This window comes from Leucobacter celer subsp. astrifaciens (genome assembly GCF_001273835.1).
Lineage (GTDB): Bacteria > Actinomycetota > Actinomycetes > Actinomycetales > Microbacteriaceae > Leucobacter > Leucobacter celer.
The window spans coordinates 24354-49510 of the sequence record NZ_JHEI01000151.1; the positions used below are offsets into that span (position 1 = coordinate 24354).

At 68.7% G+C, this 25157-nt stretch carries 20 protein-coding genes; 12 read left to right on the plus strand and 8 right to left on the minus strand.

The window, feature by feature from the left end:
- Window positions 1-242: 242 nt before the first annotated feature.
- The 4 genes from AMS65_RS17600 to AMS65_RS17615 are packed head-to-tail and all read left to right on the plus strand — an operon-like array spanning window position 243 to window position 4265.
- Window positions 243-1373 carry an extracellular solute-binding protein gene (locus AMS65_RS17600; RefSeq protein WP_053385480.1) on the plus strand — a complete coding sequence of 377 codons (1131 nt, stop codon included), beginning with the start codon at window positions 243-245 and terminating at the stop codon, window positions 1371-1373.
- Window positions 1374-1378: 5 nt separating this feature from the next.
- Window positions 1379-2296 (plus strand): ABC transporter permease, encoded by a 918-nt coding sequence (locus AMS65_RS17605; RefSeq protein WP_053385481.1) that lies wholly within the window; start codon window positions 1379-1381, stop codon window positions 2294-2296.
- Window positions 2293-3078: an ABC transporter permease gene (locus tag AMS65_RS17610; RefSeq protein ID WP_053385482.1), complete on the plus strand. Its 786-nt coding sequence runs from the start codon at window positions 2293-2295 to the stop codon at window positions 3076-3078. Before AMS65_RS17605 ends, AMS65_RS17610 begins: the two co-directional genes overlap by 4 nt.
- Before the next feature lie 5 nt (window positions 3079-3083).
- Window positions 3084-4265, plus strand: coding sequence for an ABC transporter ATP-binding protein (locus tag AMS65_RS17615; protein ID WP_083451829.1), 1182 nt, complete (start codon window positions 3084-3086; stop codon window positions 4263-4265).
- Between the two features lie 208 nt (window positions 4266-4473).
- Here AMS65_RS17615 and AMS65_RS17620 read toward each other — a convergent pair whose 3' ends face one another.
- Complete coding sequence (locus AMS65_RS17620; protein ID WP_053385483.1) at window positions 4474-5877, minus strand: MFS transporter; 1404 nt, start codon at window positions 5875-5877, stop codon at window positions 4474-4476.
- 281 nt (window positions 5878-6158) lie between these two features.
- Between AMS65_RS17620 and AMS65_RS17625 the strand changes: the two genes are divergently transcribed.
- The 4 genes from AMS65_RS17625 to AMS65_RS17640 all read left to right on the plus strand — a co-directional run bounded on the left by AMS65_RS17625 (window position 6159) and on the right by AMS65_RS17640 (window position 10914).
- Window positions 6159-7529 (plus strand): NAD(P)/FAD-dependent oxidoreductase, encoded by a 1371-nt coding sequence (locus AMS65_RS17625; RefSeq protein WP_053385484.1) that lies wholly within the window; start codon window positions 6159-6161, stop codon window positions 7527-7529.
- A gap of 92 nt (window positions 7530-7621) precedes the next feature.
- A complete protein-coding gene (locus AMS65_RS17630; protein ID WP_053385485.1) occupies window positions 7622-7978 on the plus strand; it encodes a cupin domain-containing protein in 357 nt (118 codons plus the stop codon).
- 12 nt (window positions 7979-7990) lie between these two features.
- Window positions 7991-9163, plus strand: a complete 1173-nt coding sequence (locus AMS65_RS17635; protein ID WP_053385486.1) for an NAD(P)/FAD-dependent oxidoreductase — start codon at window positions 7991-7993, stop codon at window positions 9161-9163.
- Window positions 9164-9297: 134 nt separating this feature from the next.
- The gene (locus tag AMS65_RS17640; protein ID WP_053385487.1) at window positions 9298-10914 is read left to right on the plus strand and encodes an amidohydrolase; all 1617 of its coding nucleotides are present in this window, start codon (window positions 9298-9300) and stop codon (window positions 10912-10914) included.
- 245 nt (window positions 10915-11159) lie between these two features.
- Here AMS65_RS17640 and AMS65_RS17645 read toward each other — a convergent pair whose 3' ends face one another.
- From AMS65_RS17645 to AMS65_RS17655, 3 genes are all read right to left on the minus strand, one after another.
- On the minus strand, window positions 11160-12479 hold the full coding sequence (locus AMS65_RS17645; protein ID WP_053385488.1) for a flavin monoamine oxidase family protein: 1320 nt from the start codon (window positions 12477-12479) through the stop codon (window positions 11160-11162).
- Between the two features lie 142 nt (window positions 12480-12621).
- The gene (locus tag AMS65_RS17650) at window positions 12622-13428 is read right to left on the minus strand and encodes a purine-nucleoside phosphorylase (protein WP_053385489.1); all 807 of its coding nucleotides are present in this window, start codon (window positions 13426-13428) and stop codon (window positions 12622-12624) included.
- Window positions 13429-13499: 71 nt separating this feature from the next.
- Window positions 13500-16286 (minus strand): aminotransferase class I/II-fold pyridoxal phosphate-dependent enzyme, encoded by a 2787-nt coding sequence (locus tag AMS65_RS17655; RefSeq protein ID WP_053385490.1) that lies wholly within the window; start codon window positions 16284-16286, stop codon window positions 13500-13502.
- A gap of 209 nt (window positions 16287-16495) precedes the next feature.
- Between AMS65_RS17655 and AMS65_RS17660 the strand changes: the two genes are divergently transcribed.
- The 3 genes from AMS65_RS17660 to AMS65_RS17670 are packed head-to-tail and all read left to right on the plus strand — an operon-like array spanning window position 16496 to window position 18864.
- On the plus strand, window positions 16496-16996 hold the full coding sequence (locus AMS65_RS17660) for an SIP domain-containing protein (protein ID WP_053385491.1): 501 nt from the start codon (window positions 16496-16498) through the stop codon (window positions 16994-16996).
- Window positions 16997-17027: 31 nt separating this feature from the next.
- Window positions 17028-18464: an NAD(P)H-quinone dehydrogenase gene (locus AMS65_RS17665; protein WP_053385492.1), complete on the plus strand. Its 1437-nt coding sequence runs from the start codon at window positions 17028-17030 to the stop codon at window positions 18462-18464.
- Between the two features lie 16 nt (window positions 18465-18480).
- The gene (locus tag AMS65_RS17670) at window positions 18481-18864 is read left to right on the plus strand and encodes a cupredoxin domain-containing protein (protein ID WP_053385493.1); all 384 of its coding nucleotides are present in this window, start codon (window positions 18481-18483) and stop codon (window positions 18862-18864) included.
- A gap of 299 nt (window positions 18865-19163) precedes the next feature.
- On the opposite strand, the gene AMS65_RS17675 is transcribed toward AMS65_RS17670, so the two are convergent.
- The 4 genes from AMS65_RS17675 to AMS65_RS17690 all read right to left on the minus strand — a co-directional run bounded on the left by AMS65_RS17675 (window position 19164) and on the right by AMS65_RS17690 (window position 21691).
- Window positions 19164-20492, minus strand: coding sequence for a class I SAM-dependent RNA methyltransferase (locus AMS65_RS17675; RefSeq protein WP_053385494.1), 1329 nt, complete (start codon window positions 20490-20492; stop codon window positions 19164-19166).
- Window positions 20493-20523: 31 nt separating this feature from the next.
- Window positions 20524-20793 (minus strand): GlsB/YeaQ/YmgE family stress response membrane protein, encoded by a 270-nt coding sequence (locus AMS65_RS17680; RefSeq protein ID WP_053385495.1) that lies wholly within the window; start codon window positions 20791-20793, stop codon window positions 20524-20526.
- Between the two features lie 124 nt (window positions 20794-20917).
- Window positions 20918-21217: a DUF7882 family protein gene (locus tag AMS65_RS17685; protein WP_053385496.1), complete on the minus strand. Its 300-nt coding sequence runs from the start codon at window positions 21215-21217 to the stop codon at window positions 20918-20920.
- Window positions 21218-21256: 39 nt separating this feature from the next.
- Window positions 21257-21691, minus strand: a complete 435-nt coding sequence (locus tag AMS65_RS17690; protein ID WP_306455236.1) for a DUF7882 family protein — start codon at window positions 21689-21691, stop codon at window positions 21257-21259.
- A 120-nt stretch (window positions 21692-21811) separates the two neighbouring features.
- Here AMS65_RS17690 and AMS65_RS17695 point away from each other — a divergent pair, with 120 nt between their 5' ends.
- Window positions 21812-25105, plus strand: a complete 3294-nt coding sequence (locus tag AMS65_RS17695; RefSeq protein ID WP_083451831.1) for a M14 family zinc carboxypeptidase — start codon at window positions 21812-21814, stop codon at window positions 25103-25105.
- The last annotated feature ends 52 nt before the right edge of the window (window positions 25106-25157 follow it).

Consider the following 25157-nt stretch of genomic DNA (forward strand, 5'->3'; position numbering starts at 1 on the left):
GAAATCGGCCTGATCGGCCGAATCCTTATGTTCGTACCACCGTCGGCCCGGGTGACGTACGAAGCTATGAAAGATGCCGTTTGCGGTAACGAAGGGGTAACGGGGACCCGTTCGGCGGCGGTGTGCGCTGGTAGCTTCGGTGGCACCTGCCGGACGGGGCGGGCCCGTGAGGCCCTCCCGCGCGGATCCTCTCGAGGCTCATCTCCGGCGGGGACCACGATCACGATGAGGTGAGGAAATACATGTCCACTCTGAAGAACCCCAAGACCCGCCGGGGCCTGACGCTCCTCGCCGGCTCAGCGGCACTTGCGCTGACGCTGGTGGGCTGCAGCGGCGGTGGCGGTAACGCCGAACCGGTCCCGGAGCGCGACCTGGGCACACCGGTCGCGGGCGAGATCCCCGAGGGTGCGCTCGACGGTGTCACGCTCACCTTCGCCGGCTCCGGCGGCCTGTTCCAGGACGGCCAGACCGAGGCGCTGTGGGATCCGTTCGCCGCGGCCTCCGGCGCGACGATGAACCAGGACGCCTTCGACGCGGGCAAGCTGAAGGCCATGGTCGACAGCGGCAACGTCAGCTGGGACATCGTCAACACCACCCAGTTCGACACGGCCCGCGGCTGCGGCACCCTGTTCGAGGAGTACGACTACGACCAGATCGACACCTCGAAGATCCCCGAGGGCACCATCACCGACAAGTGCATGGTGCCGCAGATCCTCTACGGCCTGATCGTCGTGTACAACACCGACAAGTTCGGCAGCAACCCGCCGACCAGCGCCGCAGACTTCTTCGACACCGAGAAGTTCCCCGGCAAGCGCACCGTCAGCCAGTCGACCTACGTCGACCCGCAGACCGTCGAGTTCGCTCTCGCCGCGCAGGGCAAGGACGTGCAGAACATCACCGTCGACGACATCGAGAGCGCCTTCGACATGTACCGCGATCTGGGCAACGACGTGATCGGCTGGACCACCGGTGCGCAGGCGCAGCAGCAGCTCGAGGCCGGTGAGGCCGTGATGGGTCTCGTGTGGTCGGGTCGCGGCTACGGCGCCGCCGCCGCGGGCGCTCCCGTCGCCCCCATGTGGGACGAGTGGATGATCATGGTCGACTCCAACGGCATCCCGAAGGGCGTCAAGGACAAGCAGGCCGCGTTCGCCGCGGTGAACTACTCGCTGGGCGCAGAGCAGCAGGCGAAGATGACCGAGCTCACCTCCTACGGCGGGGTCAACATCGACGCGAAGCCGCAGATGGACGACCTCCTCACCGAGTTCATGACGACCGAGCACCTCGACACGGGCATCGCCCCGAACGTCGACTTCTGGGTCGAGAACTACGACGCGCTGTCGGCGGCGTGGGCCGGTTGGGCGACCGGTAACTGACGATCATGACCGATAGCACCGTCACCGGAGGTGTCGACGCCGTGAGCGCCGGCGCCTCCGGTACGGACGCCGCGGGTGGGAAGCGGAAGGGGCCCAAGAACTGGCGCCCGTTCCTGCTGCTGATCCCGGCGTTCGTGATCGTATCCCTGTTCTTCCTGGCACCGCTGATCGACGTGTTCATCCGGTCGGTGACCGACCCGCAGCCCGGGCTGCAGAACTACGTCTGGCTGTTCACCACCGAGGCCAACCTCAACGTGGTGATCCGCACTTTCGGCACCGCGATCCTCGTGACGATCGTGTGCCTGCTGCTCGCATACCCGTACGCGTACCTGATGACGATCGTGTCCGATCGCACCAGGAACCTGATGCAGCTGTTCATCATGATGCCGCTGTGGACGTCGATCCTGGTGCGCACGCTCGCGTGGATGGTGCTGCTGCAGGACACCGGCCCGATCAACGGGCTGCTCGCGGCCTGGTTCGGGATCGGCCCGATCCCGCTGATCCGCACCACCTTCGGCGTCGCGCTGGGCATGAGCCAGGTGCTGCTGCCGTTCATGGTACTGCCCCTGTACTCGTCGATGGCGAAGATCGACAAACGGCTGCTGCCGGCCGCGTCGAACCTGGGCGCGAACCCGGTGACGGCGTTCTTCACGGTGTACCTGCCGCTGTCGCGGCCGGGGATCTTCTCGGGCGGTGTGACGGTGTTCATCCTGGGCCTCGGCTTCTACATCATCCCGGCGCTGCTCGGCTCGTCCAAGGAGATCATGATCTCGGCGCTGATCCAGCAGCAGATCTCGGTGTTCCTGATGTGGGGGCAAGGGACCGCGCTCGGCATCTTCCTGCTGGTGTGCACGATCCTGATCCTCGTCGTGGTGTCCCGATTCAATAAGAACGGCAGCCTGTTCCCGGGGGTGGATAAATGACCTCGAAGAGACTGCTCGGCGTGTTCGCCGTGCTGATCGTGATCTGGCTGATCGTGCCCACGCTCGTGATCGTGCCGATGTCGTTCAACTCGGCCCCGTCGTTCAACTTCCCGCCGAAGGGCTTCTCGACGCAGTGGTACGAGAACTTCTTCACCGACCCGAGCTGGTTGCGGGCGCTGTTCTCCTCGCTGCAGGTCGCGGTGGTGACGATGATCGTTGCGACGACGGTCGGGGTCATGGCCGCGCTGGGGCTGTCGAAGGTGCGGTTCCGCGGCAAGGGGCTCATGGAGGGCTATTTCCTCCTCCCGCTCATCGTGCCCGGCATCGTGCTCGCGGTCGGCCTGTACTCGCTATTCCTGCGCATGAACCTGCTGGGCACCCTGCCCGGCTTCGTGCTCGCGCACACGATCGTGTCGATGCCGCTGGTGATCACGAACGTGATGGCGTCGCTGCAGGGCCTCGATCCGCGCCTCGAACAGGCATCGGCGTCGCTCGGAGCGGGAAAGCTGCGCACCTTCTTCTCGATCACGCTGCCGCTCATCGCGCCGGGCGTGACCGCGGGGGCGCTGTTCGCGTTCGTCACCTCGTTCGACGAGGTGATCCTGTCGCTGTTCATCCAATCCCCGTCCCTGCAGACGCTGCCCGTGAAGATCTTCAACAGCGTCACCCAGACCAATGACCCGACGGTGGCGGCCGTCGCGGTGATCACGATGCTCACCTCGGTGGTCGTCATGCTCGTCGCCCAGTTCGCCACGAGGAAGAGAAAGCGACCGGTAGCGTGAACGCTATGACACACTCCGAAATCCCCGTCCCCGAGGGGCACGAGCAGGAGCTGCGTGCCGAGGGGCTCAACACCCAGGCGATCCACGCGATCGGCGAGGCCGGGATCAGCCTGAGCCAGGTGACCAAGCGCTACGGCGAGAGCACGGTGGTCGACGAGATCGACCTCGTGATCGAGCCGGGCGAGTTCATGACCTTCCTGGGCCCCTCGGGATCCGGCAAGACCACCACCCTCAACATGATCGCCGGGTTCACCAGCGTCACCGAGGGGCGCCTGCACATCTACGGCAAGCCCGTGGCGAAGCTGCCGCCCCACAAGCGCGACATCGGCATGGTGTTCCAGAACTACGCCCTGTTCCCGCACAAGACCGTGGCCGAGAACATCGCCTACCCGCTGCAGCGCCGCAAGCTCTCGAAGGCCCAGCAGCAGCAGAAGGTCGCGGCGGCGCTCGCGATGGTGAAGATGGGCGAGTTCGGCGACCGCTACCCGTCGGAGCTCTCGGGCGGCCAGCAGCAGCGCGTCGCCCTCGCCCGGGCGCTCGTCTACGAGCCGCGCGTGCTGCTGATGGACGAGCCGCTCGGCGCGCTCGACAAGAAGCTGCGCGAGTGGTTGCAGACCGAGATCAAGCGCATCCACCGCGAGGTCGGCTCGACGTTCGTGTACGTCACGCACGACCAGGAGGAGGCGCTGTCGATGTCGGATCGCATCGCCGTCTTCAACAACGGCAAGATCGAGCAGGTGGGCACCTCGGAGGACCTCTACGAGGCGCCGCAGACGCTCTTCGTCGGCCGCTTCCTCGGCGAGTCGACGGTGCTGCTCGGCAAGGGCACCGCGGCCGGCGACAAGCAGACGGCGATCGACGTCGCGGGCCACCGCATCGTCGCGAACGGGCAGAGCCGGCACGAGGATCTCGCGATCCTCATCCGTCCCGAGAACCTGCGCCTCGAGCCGGCGGCCACCCGGCCCTCCGAGCACCAGAACGCGATCCCGGTCACGATCCTCGACGTGACCTATCTCGGCGCTTCCCGCCGCTACACGGTGCGGCTGCCCGACGGCAGCGAGGGCGCCGTGCGACTGGGGCAGGACGCCCGCATCCACAACCGCGGGGACCAGGTCGCCATGATGTGGGACGTCTCCTCCGGCGTGCTGCTGGTCGACACCGGCGAGGCCGGCGAGTCGGCCACGTAGCAGCGGACCCGCCGGCCGAGCGAGCGGAGTGCCCCGCCGGCCGAGCGAGCGGAGTGCCCCGCCGGTTGAGCGAGCGGAGCGTCCCGCCGGTTGAGCGAGCGGAGCGAGTCGAAACCCTCACGCATCCTGGTTTCGACTCGTCGCTGCGCTCCTCGCTCAACCGGCGAGAGTCCCCTCGTCATTCGGCGGAACGCTCGGGCCCCGAGCGTCAGTCGTTGATGTCGACGTCCTTCGTCTCGGGCGTGAGGATGAGCGAGATCAGCGTGAGCACCGCCGCGCCGGTCAGGTAGAGGCCGACGTAGACGGGGCTGCCGTCGGCGAGTCCCCACAGCCACACCGCGATGATGGGGGCGAGCGCCGCACCGAGGATCGACGAGACGTTGTACGCGATCGCCGATCCCGTGTAGCGCACGTTCGTGGGGAACATCTCGGGCAGGAATGCACCCATCGGGCCGAAGGTGAGGCCCATCAGGGTGAAGCCGAGCGCGAGGAAGAAGATCACGAGCGCGGTACCGCCGCCCAACAGGGGCACGAAGGTGAAGCCGAACAGCGCGATCGCGATCGTCACCGCGATGAGCGTGCGACGGCGGCCGAAGCGGTCGGCGAGCGGACCGGAGACGAGCGTGAACACGCCGAAGAACAGCACGCCGAACACGAGCATCAGGATGAAGTCGTTGTAGGCGTAGCCGAGTCCGGGAACGTAGGCGTCCGCGTCGAACGGAGCGCCCGAGGCCTCGGCGGCCTGCTGCGCCGCCGCGAGGCCGGGCCGGGTGCCGAGGGTGAGCGTGTACGAGGTCATCAGATAGAACAGCACGTATGTCGCGAGCATCGCGAAGGTGCCGAGGATCAGCGCGCGCCAGTGGAATCGGAAGGCCGTGACGAGGGGCATGCGGGTGACCTGGCCCCGCTCCTTGGTGCGCTCGAACGCCGATGACTCGACGAGCTTCAGTCGCACCCACAGGCCGATGATCACCATCACGGCGGAGAACAGGAAGGGGATGCGCCAACCCCAGCTGAGGAACGCCTCGGAGGCGATGCCGGGCTGCGAGGGATCGGCGAGTGCCGTGTTGATCGCGAAGAACAGCAGATTCGCGATGATGAAGCCGATGGGTGCGCCCAGCTGGGGGAAGGTGCCGTACCAGGCGCGCTTGCCCTCGGGAGCGTTCTCGGTGGCGACGAGCGCGGCGCCCGACCACTCTCCGCCGATCGCGAAGCCCTGGGCGAGGCGCATGAGCAGGAGCAGAGCCGCTGCCCAGATCCCGATCTCGGCGTGCGTCGGCAGCAGTCCGATGAGGAAGGTGGCGATGCCCATCGTGAGCAGCGAGGCGACGAGGGTGGTCTTGCGACCGAGCCGGTCTCCGAGGTGTCCGAAGAAGACCGCGCCGACGGGGCGGGCGAGCATGGCCGCGCCGAAGGTGGCGAAGGAGGCCAGCAGCGCGGTGGTCTCGTTGCCGGTCGGGAAGAAGAGGTGCGGGAAGACGAGCACCGCCGCGGTGGCGTAGACGTAGAAGTCGTAGAACTCGATGGTGGTGCCGACGAGGCTCGCGATGATGACCCGGGAACGGGAGTTGCGCGGTGCGGCGGTCGGTGCTGATACGGCTGGTGATGACACGGGCGGCTTTCGGTTGCGTTCGGTGCGCCGGCCGCCGGTACGTCGGTGTGTGTCGATGGCTCAGCGCCATTGACTGCGTGCGTCCTCGTGAGACGCTGTGGTCCAGTGTACGCTCCAGATTTTGTGGACGATGAACGTGGTACCGGCGCCAGTGCGCTCGAATAAAGCCGGAATCACCGCTCTCTCGGCTGGCAACATACTGAATCAGTTGCGTTTTCCCCTATGTGGTCGCGAAATCGATATCGTTGAGGGTGAGGCTCGATGAAGCGGAGGAATCAAGGATGATCAACGGCAACGTGTCCCACTGGTGGCAGCAGGTCGGAGAGCCGAAGCAGCGGCCCGAGCTGCCGGGGAACATTTCCGCCGATGTCGCGATCGTGGGTGCCGGGTACACGGGTCTGTGGACCGCGTACTACCTGAAGCAGGCCCGGCCCGATCTGGACGTGGTGATCGTCGAGCAGCGGCACGCCGGATACGGGGCCTCGGGTCGCAACGGCGGCTGGCTGACCTCGGCGATGACAGGTGGCCGAGCCCAGTACGAGCCGACGCACGGTCGTGACGCCGCGGAGCGCTTCCAGCGGGCGATGAACGAGACGGTGGATGAGGTGATCCGAGTGGCCGCCGCCGAGGGGATCGACGCGGACATCAAGAAGGGCGGGGAGTTCAACGTCGCCTACACGCCGGCGCAGGAGGCGCGGATCCGCGCGTTCGCAGCGGAGGAGCAGTCGTGGAAGCACACCGATCTCGAGTTGCTCGAGGCCCCCGAGGCGACGGCGAAGATCAACGTGGCGGGGACGCGGGCGGCGGTGTGGCACCCGCACGCGGCGCGGATCCAGCCGGCGAAGCTCGCGGCGGGCCTGGCCGAGGCCGTGGAGCGGGCGGGCGTGAAGATCTACGAGCGCACGCGAGCGGTGGAGATCGAGCCGCACCGGCTGCGCACCACGCACGGCACGGTCTCGGCCGAATACATCGTGCGCGCGACCGAGGGCTTCACCGCGGGACTCAAGGGGCTGAAGCGCTTGTGGCTGCCGATGAACTCGTCGCTGATCGCGACCGAGCCGCTGTCTTCGGAGGTGTGGGATGAACTGCACTGGAACCAGGGCGAGGTACTGGGCGATTTCGCGCACGTGTACATGTACGCGCAGCGCACAGCCGACGACCGGATCGCGATCGGTGGCCGCGGGGTGCCGTACAAGTACGGGTCGCGGACCGATACCGACGGCCAGACGGCGCTGTCGACGGTGGAGACGCTGAGCGAGATCCTGCATCGCTTCTTCCCCGCGACGCGGGGCGCCGCGATCGATCACGTGTGGTCGGGGGTGCTCGGGGTGCCGCGGGACTGGGCGGCGACGGTGGGTCTGGACCGGGAGACGGGGATCGCGTGGGGTGGCGGATACGTCGGCACGGGTGTGACCTCGACGAATCTCGCAGGCCGGACGATCGCGGATCTGATCCTCGGGAACGATTCGGAGATCGTCTCGCTGCCGTGGGTGAACCATCGGGTGCGCAAGTGGGAACCGGAACCGTTGCGCTGGATCGCGACGAAGGGGCTGTACGCGGCGTACGGGATGGCGGATCGGGCCGAGCTCGCGGGGCGTGGGAAGACATCCCCGATCGCGCACATCGCCGACGTCGTCACCGGACGGCACTGACTCGCTCCCGCCGGTTGAGCGAGCGCAGCCCCTCGCCGGTTGAGCGAGGCGAAGCCGAGTCGAAACCCGATCCCGGTCAGAAAGGACCATCCATGACCACCACCATTCGCACCCACGCCGCGCACGATACCGCCGCGGCCGACCTCGGTGCTCACGCCTCGAAGCCCACGGCCACCACCGAGGGGCTCACCGAGGCATCCGTCAGCACCTGGTCGAACGGCCGCGTCGATACCGGGCTGTGGGAGTGCACGCCGGGGGAGTTCACCGCCGAGCGCAACGGCTACACCGAGATCTGCACGATCCTCTCGGGACGCGTCGCGATCGAGGTCGAGGGGCAGGAGCCCGAGGAGTTCGGCCCGGGCGACGTGATGGTGATGCCCTCCGGATGGAAAGGCGTCTGGCGCGTGCACGAGCCGCTGCGCAAGCACTACACCACCATCGACGACTGATCCGGGTCTGACATGACCGGGCGACGGGTGATCGTGGTGGGCGGCGGAGCCTGGGGGCTGCCGGCCGCGCTGCAGCTGCAGGATCAGGGCTGGCGGGTGACGCTGCTCGAACGTTTCGAGCCCGGCGGACCGCACGCCTCGAACGGAGGCACCTCGCGGCTGTGGCGGCTCGCCGACACGCAGGTGTGGCGGGCACGCGCCATGCTCGGCACGCTCGAGGCGATGGAGCGGCTGAGTGCGCGACTCGGCGAGGCGGTGTTCAGTCGCACCGGGGTGCTCTGGCGGGACGATCTCTCCCTGCCGGCGGTCGCCGAGGCGCTCGACTCGATCGCGCAGCGCTACGAGCGCGTCGAAGCGGATCGTGTCGGCGATCGCTTTCCGGGACTGCGGCCTGACGGCAGACCGGCGCTGTTCGTCGAGCAGGCCGGTGTGGTCTTCGCGGATCGACTGCTGCGCGGCGCGCTTCGCGAGTTCGAGGCCGGGGGCGGCGAGTACCGACCGCGCACCCGCGTCACGGGCGTCGAACCGCGTGAGGCGTCGGCGCTCGTGACGCTCGCGGACGGCAGCGCGATCGAGGCCGATCAGGTGCTGGTGGCCGCGGGCCCGGGCGCCGCCGAACTGCTACCCGGACTCGGTATCTCATTGCCGCTCACGCCCTATATCGAGCAGGTGGTGCACTTCGGGGATCCCGCGTCGAACCCACCGGCGCCCGATCTGCCCGGACTCGTGGACTGCCCGCGCGGCGACGCCCCCGGCATCTACGCGATGCCGGACGGCGCATCCGGCTACAAGGTGGGCCTCGACCAGCCGCTGCGCCCGCTCGCCGGCGGCATCCTCGGCGAGGATCTCGACCGCTCCGAGGATCCTGCGCGCACCGAGGCGATCCGGGCTCGCGTCGAGCGCGATCTCACCGCGATCCGGCCGCGTCCGCTCGCGGCCCAGGTGTGCACGTGGACCGATTCCGGCGACGGCGACTTCATCGTGGGGCGCACCCACGACACGGTCGTGCTGGCCTGCGGCGACTCCGGCGAGGGCTTCAAATACGCGGCGTTCATGGGGGAGTACCTCTCCGATCTCGTCGCCGGCGGCACCGGCGATCCGGAATATCAGAGACACTGGGATCCGCGTCGCTTCGGGGCCGACCCGGTGCCCCGCGCGCACTTCGATGCGATCGGTCGGCATTGACCCGCCGTACGCTGGTCGGGCGGGCCTGCCGGTGCGGGCTTGCCGGTGCGGGCTTGCCGGTGCGGGAACCCGGGAACGACCTGTGCTCTGATTCGCAAGCTCGTGCAACGGGCGGGAACTGAAAGGACTCACACATGACCGAGCACCTCGGAGGCGATCTCGCGATCGTCGGAGCGCGGCTGCGCACGAACACCGACGGGGATGGCGGCGCGACCGCGATCCTCATCCGCGAGGGTCGGATCGCGGATCTCGGCGGAGACGCCGAGATCCGGGCGGCGGCCGAGGCCTCCGGGATCCCGGTGCGCGATGCCGCCGGGGCGACCGTGACGCCGGGCCTCTTCGACTCGCACACCCACCCGCACTGGGCCGCCGAGGTCACCGCCGGCATCGATCTCGGAGGACTCGAGACGGTCGAGCAGCTGCGCGCCGCCATCGCGGCCGAGCACGCGCGCCTTCCCGAGGGGGCCTGGCTGCGCGGTTGGAACCTGGAGTACGAAGCTTTCGAGGAGACCGGCCTGCGCGGCGATCTGCTGGCGGACGCGGCGCCCGGCCGTCCCGTCGCACTCATCTGCTACGACCTGCACACGGGCCTCGCGACGGCTCCGGCGCTCGCCGCAGCGGGGATCACCGGGGCGCGGGACTTCGCGGATGCGAGCGAGATCGTGGTCGACGACGCCGGGGTGCCGACGGGCGAGCTGCGCGAGCCGACGGCCTACAACCTGCTCTTCGACGCCGCACCGAAGCCGTCCCACGACGAGGAGCGCGACGCGCTGCGCGAGATGTTCCGGCGCCTGGCGGCCGCGGGCCTGACGGGCGGCGCGATCATGGACGGCCGGGACCGCACGGTCGAACTGCTCGCCGAGCTGGAGCAGCGCGGCGAGCTGGACCACCGCGTCACGGTGCACCACTGGCACGCCGTGGGCGACACCGACGACGACGTGGCACGCGTGATCGCCGCGAAGGATCGTCGCGGGCGGCTGTGGCAGACGGGCGCGATCAAGCTCTTCAGCGACGGCGTGATCGACACGGGCACGGCCTGGCTGCACACGGTCGACGCGTGCGGCGACGGTCGGGTGCCGTTCTGGCCGTCGTGGGAGCGCTACACCGAGGTGGTGCGCGCCTACCACGAGGCCGGCATGCTCATCGCGACGCACGCGGTGGGCGACTACGCGGTGAGTCGTGTGCTCGATGTCTACGCCGGGCTGGCCCCTCGCGAGGGTCTGCCGTTCCACTCGATCGAGCACCTCGAGGTGCTCTCGGACGCCGACGTGGAACAGCTGCGCGGCAGCGGCGTCACGGCCTCCATGCAGCCGCTGCACATGCAGTGGCGCGCGGCCGACCACAGCGACAACTGGACCGTGCGCCTCGGCCCGGGACGCGACGCGACGGGCTACCGGGTGCGCGACGTGCTGGGCGCGGGTGTGACGCTCGTGCTCGGTTCGGACTGGCCCGTGGCGCAGTACGACCCGCGGCTCGGCATGGCCTGGGCGCGGGGACGGCACACGCCGGGCGATCCGGCGGCCACCGTCTTCGAGCCCGAGCAGCGCCTGAGCGGCGAGGAGGCGCTGCTGGCGTACACGCTGTGGCCGGCGCGGGCGCGCGGGCACGAGGACCGGGGCGTGCTCGCGGTCGGTGCGGTCGCGGACCTCACGGTGTGGGGCGCGGATCCGGTCGACGCGACGCCCGACGAGCTGCCCGAGCTGCCGATCCGGCTCACCGTGGTCGACGGGCGTGTGATCCACGAGGCCTGAGCACGGTCCGTGCGCCGGGGCCACAGTCCGTGCCGCCCCTCCGCCCGATCGGCGTTCGTGCCCACCTGCGCTCGTCTCTCGTCTCTCGCCTCTCGGCGCTCCGCGCTCGGCTCGAAGCAGTAGCACCCGTCTTTCGCGCGTCAGTAGTTGTCACCAAGTTGTCACCAAACCTGCACCAAACCTGAAGTTTACCTGAAGTTTGGTGAAGTTTGGTGACAGACAACTACTGACGCGCGTTTGCGTGCTCAGCTGGGCAAGAGGGACTCAGCGACGCGGCGGGCCTCGCGGAGGCCGCTCTCGATCGCGCCGTCGATGAAGCCGCCCCACAGGTCCGCGTTGTCGGTGGTGGCGAAGTGCACGGCGCCGGCGGGCTGCTGCAGCTCGGCGAGGTCGCGGGTGAGCTGGCCGGGGCGGTGCGTCATCCAGGTGTTGAGCGAGAGCGGGTCGGTCATCCAGTCGTGCGCGGCGACATCGGTGATCTCGATGCCCGGGCGGAACGCGTCGACCGCGGCCTGCACTCCCGCGAGATCGTCCAGGTCGATGCGGGTGTGGTCGGGGCCGAAGGCGACGAGGATCGTGTAGTCGCCCTGCTCGTCGGTCTCGTGGAACTCGGCCTTGAGTACCGACAGCGGGTCGTGCTGGCTCGCGTAGGCGAAGAAGCGGGGCAGGTGGCCCTTCGCCCGCAGCCAGACCTTGGTGCCCTGCGAGGCGACGGTCTCGGCGTTCTGCCGCTGCCAGACCTCGGGCAGCGCGGGCTCGAAGGCGATGCCGGCGATCGCGTTGACGGGCAGCGTGCTGATCACCCGGCGAGCACGGATCCGCTCGCCGTCCTCGGTCTCCACGATCGCGTGCGCGTCGGATCCCGCGCCGCTCCGCGTCACCGAGACCACGGTCGTGTCGAGCCGGATCTCGCCGACCACGTCGGCCGCCAGTGCGTCGGCGAAACCGCGCATGCCGTCGACCACCCGGTAGGTGGCCGAGGCCTCATGCATGAGCTGCCAGTGCCCTCCGGTGGCCGAGACCCAGCGCAGCGCGCTCGAGAGCCCGACCTGATCGAGCGGTGCGTTGACGTGGCCGACCCACACCGACTCGTTGGCGGCGCGCGCCTCCGGGGCGAGATCGAGGGCGTCGAAGCGGTCCTGGATGCTGAGCCGGTCGAGATCCCGGATCGCACCATTCGTGGGATCGACCCCCCTCGGCATCGCCTCGCGCACGTCGTCGATGACGAGCTGCTGGCCCTCGTCGATGAGGGCCATGAACTCCTCGAGCGTGCCCTTGCGCGGGGTGCCGTCGGCCCCGTGCCAGTAGGCCTCGTCGGCCCGGGGACTGCGCACGATCTCGCGGCCGTATCGGGTCATCTCCGCCCACACGTGCGGCTGCACCCAGTGCACCCAGTTGGCGCCCATCTCGAGGTCGCGCCCCAGCCGGTGGTCGGTCCAGGTGCGGCCGCCGATGCGGTCGCGGGCCTCGAGCGTGAGCACGTCGAGACCTGCCCGGCCGAGTTCGCGCGAGGCGACGAGCCCCGCGAATCCGGCGCCGATCACCACGACATCGACCGACTGCATGTTCTCTCCTTCGAGCGGGGCGGTGGGGCAGGCGGCGGGCCTGCGCTGCCGTTCAGCCTAGTAGCCGGACATCGGGCACGACGGCAGACGATCCCACTGAATCTCAGCGCGGGATCGTACGAACGTAAGGGCCGCGGGATCCCTACAGCCGCGCGACGATGCGGGAGAGCAGATCAGCCAGGAGGGGTTCGGCCGCCTGGCCCTCGGCGAGCACCTCCTCGTGGCTGAGCGGATCCTCGCCCATGCCCGCCGCGGGGTTCGTGATGAGCGAGAGGCCCAGCACCTCCATGCCCGCCTGCCGCGCCGCGATGGCCTCGAGCGCGGTCGACATGCCCACGATCTGGCCGCCGATCGTGCGCAGGTAGCGGATCTCGGCCGGGGTCTCGTAGTGGGGTCCGGGCAGCTGCACGTAGACGCCCTGCTGCAGCGACGGCTCCACCTCGCGCGCCAGCTCGCGCAGGCGCGACGCGTAGAGGTCGGTGAGATCGACGAAGTTCGCGCCCTCCACCGGGGAGGTCGCGGTGAGATTGAGGTGGTCGCTGATCAGCACCGGCTCACCGGCCTTGAACGCGGGATCGATGCCGCCCGCGCCGTTGGTGAGGATCATGATGCGGGCGCCCGCGGCGGCTGCGGTGCGCACGCCGTGCACCACCGCCCGCACCCCGCGGCCCTCGTAGAAGTGCGTGCGCGCCCCGATCACGAGCGCGTGCCCGCCGCTCGCGAGCCGGATCGAGCGCAGCGTTCCCGAGTGGCCGGGCACGCCCGAGACGTGGAAGCCGGGAACCTCCTCGGCCGGGATCACGGCCACGGTCTCGCCGATCACGTCGGCGGCCCTGCCCCAGCCGCTGCCCAGCGTGAGGGCGACGTCGTGGCGCTCCACACCGGTGAGGCGGGCGATGGCGGCCGCGGCGTCGGCGGCGAGGGCGGTCGGATCGAGCGGCTCGGTCATGGGTTCCAGCTTAGGGGCTGCATACGCGGGGTGTGCCTGCCGGCCGGGGCCAGGCGCGTCGCGGAGCGAGCTCAGCCGGTGCGGAGGATGCGGTAGCCGCGCTTCGGGTCGTATCCGTGGATCTCGCGGGTGTCGAGTCTGGCCATGAAGTCGAGGACACCGGCGGTGACGACCTGGCCGGGCACCAGCACGGGGAAGCCGGGCGGATACGGGGTGACGAATCCGGCGGAGACGGGTTCCTCGCCGCGTGCGACGCGCTCGCGCAGCTCCTCGAAGGGCACGTGCTCGAACGATCCGCGCTTCTGCCCGAGGAAGAAGGCGGGGCGGATGTCACCGTCGGGCAGGCCCGCGTCGGAGGCGTAGTCGGGGGCGAAGTAGCTGAAGTCGGGCAGGGGCGGCATGTCCTGCTCCTCGGCTCGGGGCAGTTCGGGATCGAGCTGCGCCTGCTCGTCCTCGAAGCGCTCGGCGAGCTTCACGAGCACCTCGATGAGGTAGGCGATCGCGCTGCGGGTGGTGCCGATGTTGGTCATGAACAGCACGGTGTTGCGGCTGGTCTTGTTGACCTGGATCCCGTACCGGTTCATCAGGTACTCGTGCTTGAAGGTGTCGCCGTCGACGCCGGTGCGGGTGATCTCGACGGTGATCCGGCTCGGGTCGATGACGAACTCGTCGCCGGCCCAGGCGCGCCACATGGTGGAGAGGCCGTCGCGCAGCGGCATCGGGCGCTGCACCTCCCGATGCTCGGCGGGGATCAGCTCGGTCGCCGACAGCACGCGGTAGGTGCGGCGCAGCAGCGGGTGGCGCGCGATCGCCTGCGCGAGGCTCGTCGCGAGGTCGAGCTGCCGCTGGACGAGCTCGAAGCCCTCGAGCTCGACCTGTCGGCGTCCGAGGTCGAGGGAGGCGAGGATCTGGTAGTTCGGGGAGGTCGAGGTGTGCGTCATGAACGCCTCGTGGAACGGCTCCTCGGCCTCGCGCACCCAGTCCTGGTCGTAGACGTGGACCATCGAGCCCTGACGCAGCGCGGTCAGGGTCTTGTGCGTGGAGTGCGTGGCGTAGACGCGGATGCGGGCGTCGGGGCTCGGGATCAGCCGCTCCTCGAGCCAGGCATCGTCGGACTTCGGGGTGCCGTCGGCCTCGAAGAGGCGCTGCTGCTGCTCCCGGTACGCGTGCGCGTGGGTCGCGGTCTTGAGCTTCGCCTCGAGGCTCTTGGCCGACGCCATGGCGGTGCGGCGGCGGGTGACGGGGTGGAAGGCGGCGAAGGCGAACCAGGCCTCGTCCCACAGGAACACCAGGTCGGGCTTGATGGCGAGGCACTCGGCCATGACACGCTCGGGATCGTAGACGATGCCGTCGAAGGTGCAGTTGGTGAGCGTGACCATGCGCACCTCGTCGAGGCGCCCGGCCGCGCGGTAGTCGAGCAGCATCTGCTTGATGCGGCTGAGCGGCACGGCGCCGTAGAACGCGAAGTCGTTGAGCGGGTAGGCCTCGAGGTAGGCGGGGCGCCCGCCCGTGAGCATCATGGCGTGGTGGTGCGACTTGTGGCAGTTGCGGTCGACCAGCACCACGTCGCCCGGCGCGACGAGCGCCTGGTGCACGATCTTGTTGGCGGTCGAGGTGCCGTTCGTGACGAAGAACGAGTGCTTCGCGCCGAACGCGCGAGCGGCGAGATCCTGCGCCTTCTTGATGGCGCCCGTGGGCGCGAGCAGGGAATCGAGGCCGCCGGAGGTGGCGCTGGTCTCGGCCAGCAGCAGGTTGAGGCCGTAGAAGTCGGCGAGGTCCTTGATCCACTTCGAGTTCATGACCGATCCGCCGCGCGCGACCGGCAGCGCATGGAACACGCCGACCGGACGCCGGGCGTGGTCCTGGATCGCCGAGAAGAAGGGCGTGTCGTAGAGGTGGGAGATGCGCCGCAGCAGGGTGAGATGCAGTTCGAGCTGATCCTCGCGGCGGAAGACCCGCCGGAAGCGGCGGGTGAGCACTCCGGCGAGCTCCTCGATGTGCGCGCCGGCGACGAGATAGAGGTCGAGCTCGGGTCGCAGCTCGGCGAGCGCGTCGGCGAGGCCCAGCACGCGCTGCACCGAGGCGAGCGAGCTGCGCGACGACGCGGGGTGCGTGCCGGCCGAGGCCTTGGCGAGCTCGACGGTCTCCTGCAGTTCGCGGCTGAGCGACTGCTTCGTGCGGTCGCTGAATCCCGGCCGCACCACGCAGGCGAGGATCTTCGGGTTGGTGAGCACCGCGGCGATCGCGTCCTCGGCCGAAGGGACGACGACGAAGTCGTAGATGAAGGAGTCGGCGGTCGAGCGCATCTTCAGCGACTCCGCCGCCAGCGCATCGCGGTCGGCCTCGGTGGTCTCGTCGACCACGAGCACCTCGAAGCGGGGGCGGGGATCGGCGTCGTCCTGCAGCTCCGCCCGCTCGGCCTCCTCGAGCTGCTCGTCCCGGGGTTCGTCGGGTACCGAGCTGCCGCGGAGGCGGTTGACGACGCGGCCGATGCGGTCGAGGGCCGCAGAGTAGTCGCCCTCGATCAGCAGCTCGCGGATGGCGCGCACGTAGCGCTGACCGAATCCGGCCCAGTAGAGCTCGATGGTCTCGAGTGCGCGCAGCGAGCGGAAGACCTCGCCGTCGCTGGAGAGCACTCCGTCGTTGTCATTGCCCAGTGAGATCCGCTTCACCGCGAAACGCAGGTACTCCCACGCGTCGCTCCGCAGCCGCCAGGTGCTCGAGGGCATGCCCGGATCGCGCTCCAGCGTGTTCGCTCCGGAGGGCGAGGCGCTCGTCGATCCGCGGAACGGGTCGCCGCCGGCGATCGTGCCGCGAGCCTCGGCGGCAGTGCTGTGGGCGACTTCGATCCTCGTCATGAGCGGCGTGTCCTTCCAAACATCCTCGTCCTCCGGCGCCGCGGCGGGTGCGTCCCGCCGCGGTCATCCCTTGCTCGTTGATCTTAGGCGCATCCGGATACGCGAATCGGCACCTTTGCGTCCGGTTGCGGGGACACCGGGGCTCAGCGATAGCTGACCATCCGCCGAGAGATCAACCGACGAAAGTAAGGATGCCCTAAGCTATAGGCGTGAACGTACCCGACTCCCCGACTCCAGATCCGGCGGGCGATCCTCAGATCGTCTCGGTCATCGACCCCGCCGGGATCGACTGCGTGCTCGCCGCGGGCGATGCTTCCGACCTCACGGAGCTGCGCGAATGGCTGCGCGGGCTTCCCGAGGAGTCGTACGGACGGGTGTTCGTCGAGGTGTTCGCCAAGATGCAGATCGAGCCGCTGCCCACGCCCCCGCACGTCGGGGTCACCTGGCTCTGCCGCGAGCAGCGCGAGACGAGCCCCCGGCCCGGCCTCGGTCGGCGCCGCGGTGAGGCGCTCGCGGGCGCGGTCGACGCCTGGTTCGACGAGTGGCTCTGGGCCGATAGCGAGGCCGTGCGCAACATCCAGCTGTGGATGGGCGCTCGCACCAGTTCGGTGATGCAGAGCTACTGGACCGCGCTCGACCGCCGACTCGAGAAGCGCTGGCCGGGATACTGCCAGAACGCCTGCCGCAATTCCTGCCCGCGCAAGCACTGAGGCGTCGTCGCGACCTCTTAGACTTGAGGGCATGGCGAAAGCGAATGAACGGAAGCATCGCATCGCGGTGCTCGGCGGCGGCCCCGGGGGCTACGAGGCGGCGCTCGCGGGCGCCCAGCTGGGGGTCGATGTCACCCTGATCGAGCGCGCGGGTGTGGGCGGTGCGGCCGTGCTCACCGACGTGGTTCCGTCGAAGAGCCTCATCGCGACCGCGGGCGGCGTGCAGGCGGTGCGCGATGCCGGCCGGCTCGGCGTGCAGGCCTTCGTGCCGGGCGGCGACGGCAAGCCCGTGCGGCCGGAGATCGCGGTCAACCTCGCCGCGGTGAACAAGCGCCTGCTGGCCATGGCGGGCGCGCAGTCCGTCGACATGCTGCGATCGCTCGAGGACGCCGGAGTGCGCGTCGTGCAGGGAGAGGGGCGCCTCGACGGCCCGAACGCGGTGCTCGTGTCGACCGCGGCCTCGGGCGGCACCGACTTCGACCGGATCGAGGCCGACACCATCGTGGTGGCCGTCGGCTCCAGTCCGCGCGAGCTCGACTCCGCCAAGCCCGACGGTGAGCGCATCCTCACCTGGAAGCAGCTCTACGATCTCCCCGCCATCCCCGAGCACCTCGTGGTCGTCGGCTCGGGCGTCACCGGCGCCGAGTTCGCCAACGCGTATCGCACGCTCGGCGCCGAGGTGACCCTCGTGTCGAGCCGTGAGCAGGTGCTGCCGGGCGAGGATCCCGACGCCGCGGCCGTGATCGAGCGCGAGTTCAAGCGCCTCGGCATGCACGTGATGTCGAAGTCGCGGGCCGACTCGGTCGTGCGCACCGAGAAGGGCGTTCTCGTGACGCTCTCGGACGGGCGCACCCTCGAGGCGTCGCACTGCCTCATGGCGGTCGGCTCGATCCCGAACACCGATGGACTCGGCCTCGAGAAGGCCGGCGTCGAACTCACCGACAGCGGCCATATCCGGGTGAACAAGGTGGCGCGCACCGCGGTGCCCTCCATCTACGCGGCCGGCGACTGCACCGACTTCTTCCCGCTCGCCTCGGTCGCCTCGATGCAGGGTCGCACGGCGATCATGCACGCGCTCGGCGATTTCGTGCGCCCCATCGACCTGCGCAACGTCGCCGCGAACGTCTTCACCTACCCGGAGATCGCGACCGTCGGCTGGAACGAGCGCACGCTCGCCGACGCCTCCGGCCTGGCGCAGCACGTCACCCACACGGTGCCGCTCAGCGTGAACCCGCGTGCGAAGATGATCGGTTTCACCGACGGCTTCGTGAAGCTCTTCGCGTGGAAGGCCTCGGGGACTGTGATCGGAGGTGTCATCGTCGCGCACCGGGCGAGCGAGCTGATCTTCTCGCTCGCGCTCGCCGTCGAGCACCGGCTCACGGTCGACCAGGTCGCCTCGGCGTTCGCGGTGTACCCGTCGATGACGGGGGCCATCACCGACGCCGCCCGAGCGCTGCACCAGCACTGAGCGCGAGGAGCGGTAGATGCGCAGCGGAGTCTCCCGGCGCGGTGTGCTGGGCGGTATCGTCGGCATGCTCGGGATCGGGGCCGCGGCCTCGCTCGCGGGGTGCGCGCCGGGCAAGCCCGAAGTGGTGCCCTCCGACGACGACGTGAAGGCCGCGGTGACGGTGCGGGCGTTCGACAACGCGTACGATCCGCCCGAGGTGGAGGTCGCTCCCGGGCAGGCCGTGCGCTGGGTGTTCGAGGGGCCCGCGGAGCACGACGTCGTCGCCGACGACGGGAGCTTCGTGAGCGAGCTGGTGACGTCCGGCAGCTACACCCACCTCTTCACGGAGGAGGGTGACTACCCCTATCTCTGCTCGATCCACCCCGAGATGAAGGGCGTGGTGCGGGTCAAGGCGCTCTGATCCACTGTCGAGGAATTCCCGAGCATCGCTTCGCGCGCCAGTAGGCGCTCCCCCACCTTCGGTTCGGTACCAACAACTGACGCCCGAAGACGGGGTCCGGATCAGCTCTGGATCGCACACCTTTCGCGCGCCAGTAGTTGCTGCCTCGCGCGCGTTTTGGCGACAACTACTGACGCGCGAAGATGTGGGAGGACCGCTTCGCGCGCTGTGGTGCGGACGGACTGCTGCGCCGCGGCGCTGTGGTGCGCGGCGCCGTGGTGCGTGGCGCCGTGGCGCTGGAGATCCGCCCCGCCGAGGGATCAGTCCCGCTGGAAGACCGCGAGCGACTCGAAGTGGTGGGTGTGCGGGAAGATGTCGAACGCGCGCAGGCCGGTGAGCTCGTAGCCGGCGTCGCGCAGAGTCTTCGTGTCTCGGGCGAGGGCGACGGGATCACAGGCCACGTAGACGACGTTGGCGGGGGAGAGCTCTACGAGCTGCCCCATGACGCCTCCGCCCGCACCTGAGCGCGGCGGATCCAGCACCACCGTGCCGCGACGCAAGCGATCCCGCACCGGGGCCGACGCCCGCAGCAGTTCCGCGAGGTGGCGATCGACCCGCGCGGTGACCGCGAGCGCCCCCACCAGCTCCGAGAGGTTCTCGGCGGCGTCATCGGTTGCCCCGGCCTCGGCCTCGACGGTGGTCACCTTGATGCCCGGCCCGGCGGCCTCCGCCACCGCGGCGGCGAGCAGGCCGACTCCGCCGTACAGGTCGAGGTTGCCGGCCGCGGGGTCGAAGCGCCCGTCGTCGATGAGCTCGGCGACCGCGTCGCGCACGGCGGTGAACAGCACCGTCGGCGCCTCTCGGTGCACCTGCCAGAAGCCTCCGGCACGCACCAGGAAGCCGCGATCCTCGACCAGTTCCCGGATCACGTCGTTCTCGCCCGCGCGCGTCTTCTCTCCCGGGAGTCCGAGCAGCATGCGCGGGTCGTCGGCCGCGGGGTCGATGAGATCGACGGTGGCCACGCCGGGCATGAGCTCGTCGAGCGGTGCGATCTGGTGGATGCCCTCGCTGGCGAGCGGTAGGGAGGTGACGGGGATCACGCGACGGCTGCGCGCCGCGTAGGGGCCGACAGCCCCCGTTTCGGGATCCACGTGCAGCCGCACGCGAGTGCGGTAGCCGAGGCCTCCGGTCTCGTCGTCGCCCGGTGCGGGTTCGACGAATTCGGCGAGGGCCTCGCCGAGATCCTCGTCGTCGGCCGCGGCGAACTCGACCCCGCCGAAGCGGCGCATCGCATCGGCGAGCACCTCTGCCTTCAGGCTGCGCTGGCGATCGAGGGCGATGTGCCCGAACTCGGCGCCGCCGGCCCGATCCTCGGGTGCGCGCTCGACGGCGGCCTCGGCCCAGACGTGGGGCTGCCGGTCGGCGGAGGCGTCGAGCACCTCGACCACCGTTGCGCGGGCGAACGACTTCTTCTTGGCGTCCGTGACGAGCGCGCGCACGCGCTCACCGGGGATCGCGTCGGCCACGAACACCACGCGGCCGTCGTGGCGCGCGACGCTCACCCCTCCGTGGGCGATCCCGGTGACATCGAGTTCGATCGTCTCCCCGATCTCGAGCGGAGCGGGGGAGGAGGGTGCGCGTGATGACATGTCCCCCATTCTCCCATCACGCGCACGGCTCCTAGGCGTCGCGGCGACTGCGCCCCACGATGAGGCCGTAGATCAGCAGCACGACGATGGATCCGCCGATGGCGAGCAACCAGGTCTCGAGCGAGAAGAACGCGCCCAGATCGGCGCCGAAGAGCATCGAGCCCAGCCAGCCGCCCACAACGGCCCCGACCACACCCAGGACCAGTGTGGCGATCCAGCCGCCGCCCTGTCGGCCGGGCAGAATCGCCTTCGCGATGGCGCCGGCGATGAGACCGAGAATCAGAAATGCGAGGATGCCCATGAGAACTCCTTACCTTCGGGGACGGAAGATCCGCCCTTCTCGCCCTAACGGTACGGCGCGTCGACCGAGAGGGGTAAGGGGCTTGCGAGCGCGGCTCCGCGAGGTGTAGAGAGCGGAACCCCGATCAGCGCTGTTCCGGGTCGGGCGGTTCCGGCAGCAGACGCAGCCCCGTGGAGGCATTCGCCGCAGTGGTGAGCTCCTCGACCCAGGCGCGATTGAGGTTCGGCGTGTCGGCGCTCTCGAACTCGAACTGCATCGGAATGGAGGGCTGCAGCCAGATGCTGCGCTGGATGCCGGCGTCGTCCCAGGTGAACAGCAGGCTCTCCTGCTGCAGCAGCTTCGTCATGATGACGGTGCGCAGGTGCGTGAGCGCGCGGTCGTCGAAGCGGAAGATCTGCGACGGGCCATAGTGCAGGTATCCCACGGGATGCCTCCTCAGGGTGCGTGGACGATGGTGATCTGATCAGCCCGCGGAGTGCTGCGCCGCGTAGGCCTCGGCTTCCTTCTCCGTGATGAGGATCAGGCCGCGCGGGGTGTGCGAGAGTTCGCCGAGCACCTCGATCCAGGTTTCGTTGAGCTCGGGGGCCCGGCTGCCCGAGAACCGGAAGATGAGCGGGATCGAGGGCGAGAGCCAGAGCGAGACGCGCCCGCTGCCGCGCTCCACCGGGTTGGTCCAACTCAGGAAGAAGCTCTCCTGGCGACGCAGTTTCATGCCGATCGCCACCTTGAGGTGCGCCAGTGCGCGATCCTCGACCGGATATTCGACCGACGCTGCGTAGACGAGATGCCCCATCCCCTCATCATCCCACCCGGCCAGGCCCAGCGCCAGACCCGACGGGGTGGGATCGGCGGCGGAGCCGCTCTTTCCGCGAGGAACGCTGTATATGCAGCGGTCCATACCACATATGGAGCAAATCGAGAATTTTCCCCATTCGTAACATGGACTGGCTAGGATCCTGAACTGTGTAGTGAATTCGCTGCACGCTTCGATTTTCAATGGGGAGATGAGAACTCACGTATGAGTACACGCAAACTATTAGCGGGGGTATGCGGCGCAGCCGTCATACTATCCTCGTTCTCGTTTGTCTCAGCGGCCAACGCCGTTGAGGATCGAGACGCGAAGGAAGCAACACTGGTCGCGCCGCTCACCTCGGGCATGGCGCAGCTCAAGAACGGTGCCGCAACACAGGCTGGTGAAGCTGAAGAGATCGTCAAGGGTCTGCAGCTCCCGAAGTCGTTCCCGTTCCAGCCGAAGCTCGACTACTTCCGCGACAACCCGACGGGTCCGAACGGCGAGCCGAACCACGCGACGGCGCAGCCCAAGCTCCTCTCGCACCCTGATATCGCGCCCAAGCTGACCGAGCTCATGAACAAGTCGGATCGAGTATCCGCGCAGGTCATCGGCCAGTCGACGCAGGGCCGCGACCTCTACCTCGTCACCGTCACCGCTCCCGAGAGCGAAACGCAGACGAAGCAGCAGGCCGACTGGCGGGACAAGATCCGCAACAACCCTGCGGCCGCGGCGAAGGATGAGCAGCTGCTCAGCGGCTACAAGACCCCGATCTGGATCAGCAACAACATCCACGGCAACGAGTGGGAGGGTACTGACGCCGCGTTGCAGTACATCGAGCACCTGGCGACCGCGCCCATGAGCGAGGTCGGGTCGATCCTGCGCAACAACCGCGTGTACTTCTCCCCGTCGCTGAACCCCGACGGGCGCACCAACGCGACCCGCGCAACCGCGCTGGGACTCGATCCCAACCGCGACATGGTGACGCTGCAGACGCCCGAGGCGGCCTCGTTCGTGCAGTCCACCGACGCGCTGCAGCCCGTGTACGCAGCAGACTTCCACGGCTACACGAGCGTGCTGCAGATGGAGCCGACCGGCCCGCCGCACGGCTCGAACTACGAGTACGACCTCTACATTCCGCACAACTACGCGCTCGCGCTCGAGGTTGAGAAGCACGTCACGGCGAAGCGGATCGAAGGCAACACGTACTTCAGCGAGCCGGGGCCGTCGGGCCGTGTCGTCACGACCCCCACCGACTACATCAAGATCCCGTACCGCGACACGCCCTCGGGCTGGGATGACTTCCCGCCCATCTTCACCGCGCAGTACGCCGCGTTCTACGGTGCCATCACCGCAACCGTCGAGCTGCCCCTCGGACGTACCGGCTCGCTCATGACCGAGCCGCGCGCCAAGGTCAACACCGAGGTCGCGTACGAGACCATGGTTGCGATCGTCGACTACATCAACCAGCCGAAGGTGGGGCGCGACCTGCTGCTCAACCAGATCGAGACCTTCCGCCGCGGTGTCGCGGGCGAGCCGAAGACCGCGCTCACCACGGAGAACATCGCGGATGTCCCGGGTCCCGACCAGTGGAAGGCCGAGTGGGATGCGGCGGATGACCAGGAAGCCATCGTGCTGCCTCGCGCCTACGTGATTCCCGTGGGCGAGGGTCAGCGCTCCGCCAGCGATGCGAACCGGCTCGTCCAGCGACTCATCGACATCGGCGTGCAGGTGAGCCAGCTCACCGCCGACACGGTGGTCGACGGAGTGACGTACCCGGCAGGCTCGTACATGATCGATATGCACCAGCCGCTGCGCGGTCTCGCGAACGCGCTGCTCGACCTCGGCGAGGACATCTCGAACAAGCTCCCGTCGATGTACGACATCTCCGCATGGAGCCTCGGCTACGTGTGGGGTGCGACCGTCGACAAGGTGGGTCTCGTGACCGATCCCGCTATCGGAACCGCGAAGCGCATCTCGAAGGTGACGCCGAACTTCACCGCTCCCAAGGCGGGCGAGTACGTCAACTTCGATCTTGCGGGCGTCAACGACTACCGTGCTGTGAACGCGCTGCTCGATGCGGGTGTCAAGGTCACGATGATCGAGGACGGCTCGGCTGTCGTCGCCGCCGCCGATGCTGCTGCGGTCGCGCAGGCGGCTCAGGAGTTCGACGTCAAGGTCGAGGCGGCTTCGGCCGAGGACCTCGCAGCGTTGAAGGCGGACACCGCGAAGGGTCTGAAGAACCTGAAGATCGCCTACGTCGGCAACCAGGACGACCGTCTCTCGCTGACCGAGCTCGGCTTCGACGACCTGGTGCAGGTCACCGCGGCGCAGCTCACCTCGGATACGGCGCTGCTCGACGATGTCGACGTGCTGTGGATCGGTAGCGCGCTCACCTTCAACGGCTCGCAGGCCGCGGGTCGCGCCGCTGTCGAGGCGTTCCTCGCAGACGGCGGAGCGCTGCTCGGCCGAGGCGCCGCTGGCTTCAACGCGGCGAGCTCGTTCGGGCTCGTGAGCGGAACCGCGGTCGCCGGTAACAACAGCGGCAACGGTGTTGTCGCGGTCGATACCCCTGAAGGATCGCTGCTCGCGCCGTATGCGCAGGACGCGTCGTTCATCTACCCGGCAGTGTCGTTCACGAACCTCGGTGAGGGAACGAAGGCTGAGCAGACGTACGCCGCAGGCAACCCGCTGCTCGCCGGCCACTGGCGCTCGACCAACGCGACCAACGGTCCGGAGGTCGCCGGTGGGCAGGCTTCGGTGATCTCGGGTGAGGCCGCGTCTGGCGCCAAGGCAGTCGTGTACGGGACCTCGGTGTTCTTCCGCACGCACCCGAAGGGTGGCATGAGCGAGGCTGCTCGTGGCATCTTCTGGGCCGCGCCCGCGGGTGAGCTCGTGGCCCCCGCGCCCGATCCCGAGCCGAAGCCCGAGGAGCCGAAGCCCGAGCCCGGCGCGGTGTTCATCGATGTCCCGAAGAGCCACAAGTTCTACAAGGAGATCGCGTGGATGGCCGAGAAGAAGATCTCGACCGGTGTGAAGACCCCCCAGGGGCTCGCATACCAGCCGAAGGCTTCGACGACGCGTGAGGCGATGTCGGCGTTCCTCTTCCGTGCATACGAGAAGGCGCCGCAGAACTACAAGCCGCTCGCGAAGAGCCCGTTCATCGACGTTCCGACGAACCACAAGTTCTACAAGGAGATCTCGTGGATGTACGAGAAGAAGATCTCGACCGGTGTGAAGACCCCCCAGGGGCTCGCATACCAGCCGAAGGCTTCGACGACGCGTGAGGCGATGTCGGCGTTCCTCTTCCGTGCTGCAGAGGTGAAGGGCTACAACGCTCCGACCACCTCGAAGTTCGTCGATATGAAGCCGAGCGACAAGTTCTACAAGGAAATCTCGTGGATGGCCGATAACAAGATTTCGACCGGTGTGAAGACCCCCCAGGGGCTCGCATACCAGCCGAAGGCTTCGACGACGCGTGAAGCGATGTCTGCGTTCCTCTACCGAGGTGTAGCTGGGTAACTAGCAGCTGACGCAGTAGCAGCAGCCCGGTCTCCGCATTGCGGGGCCGGGC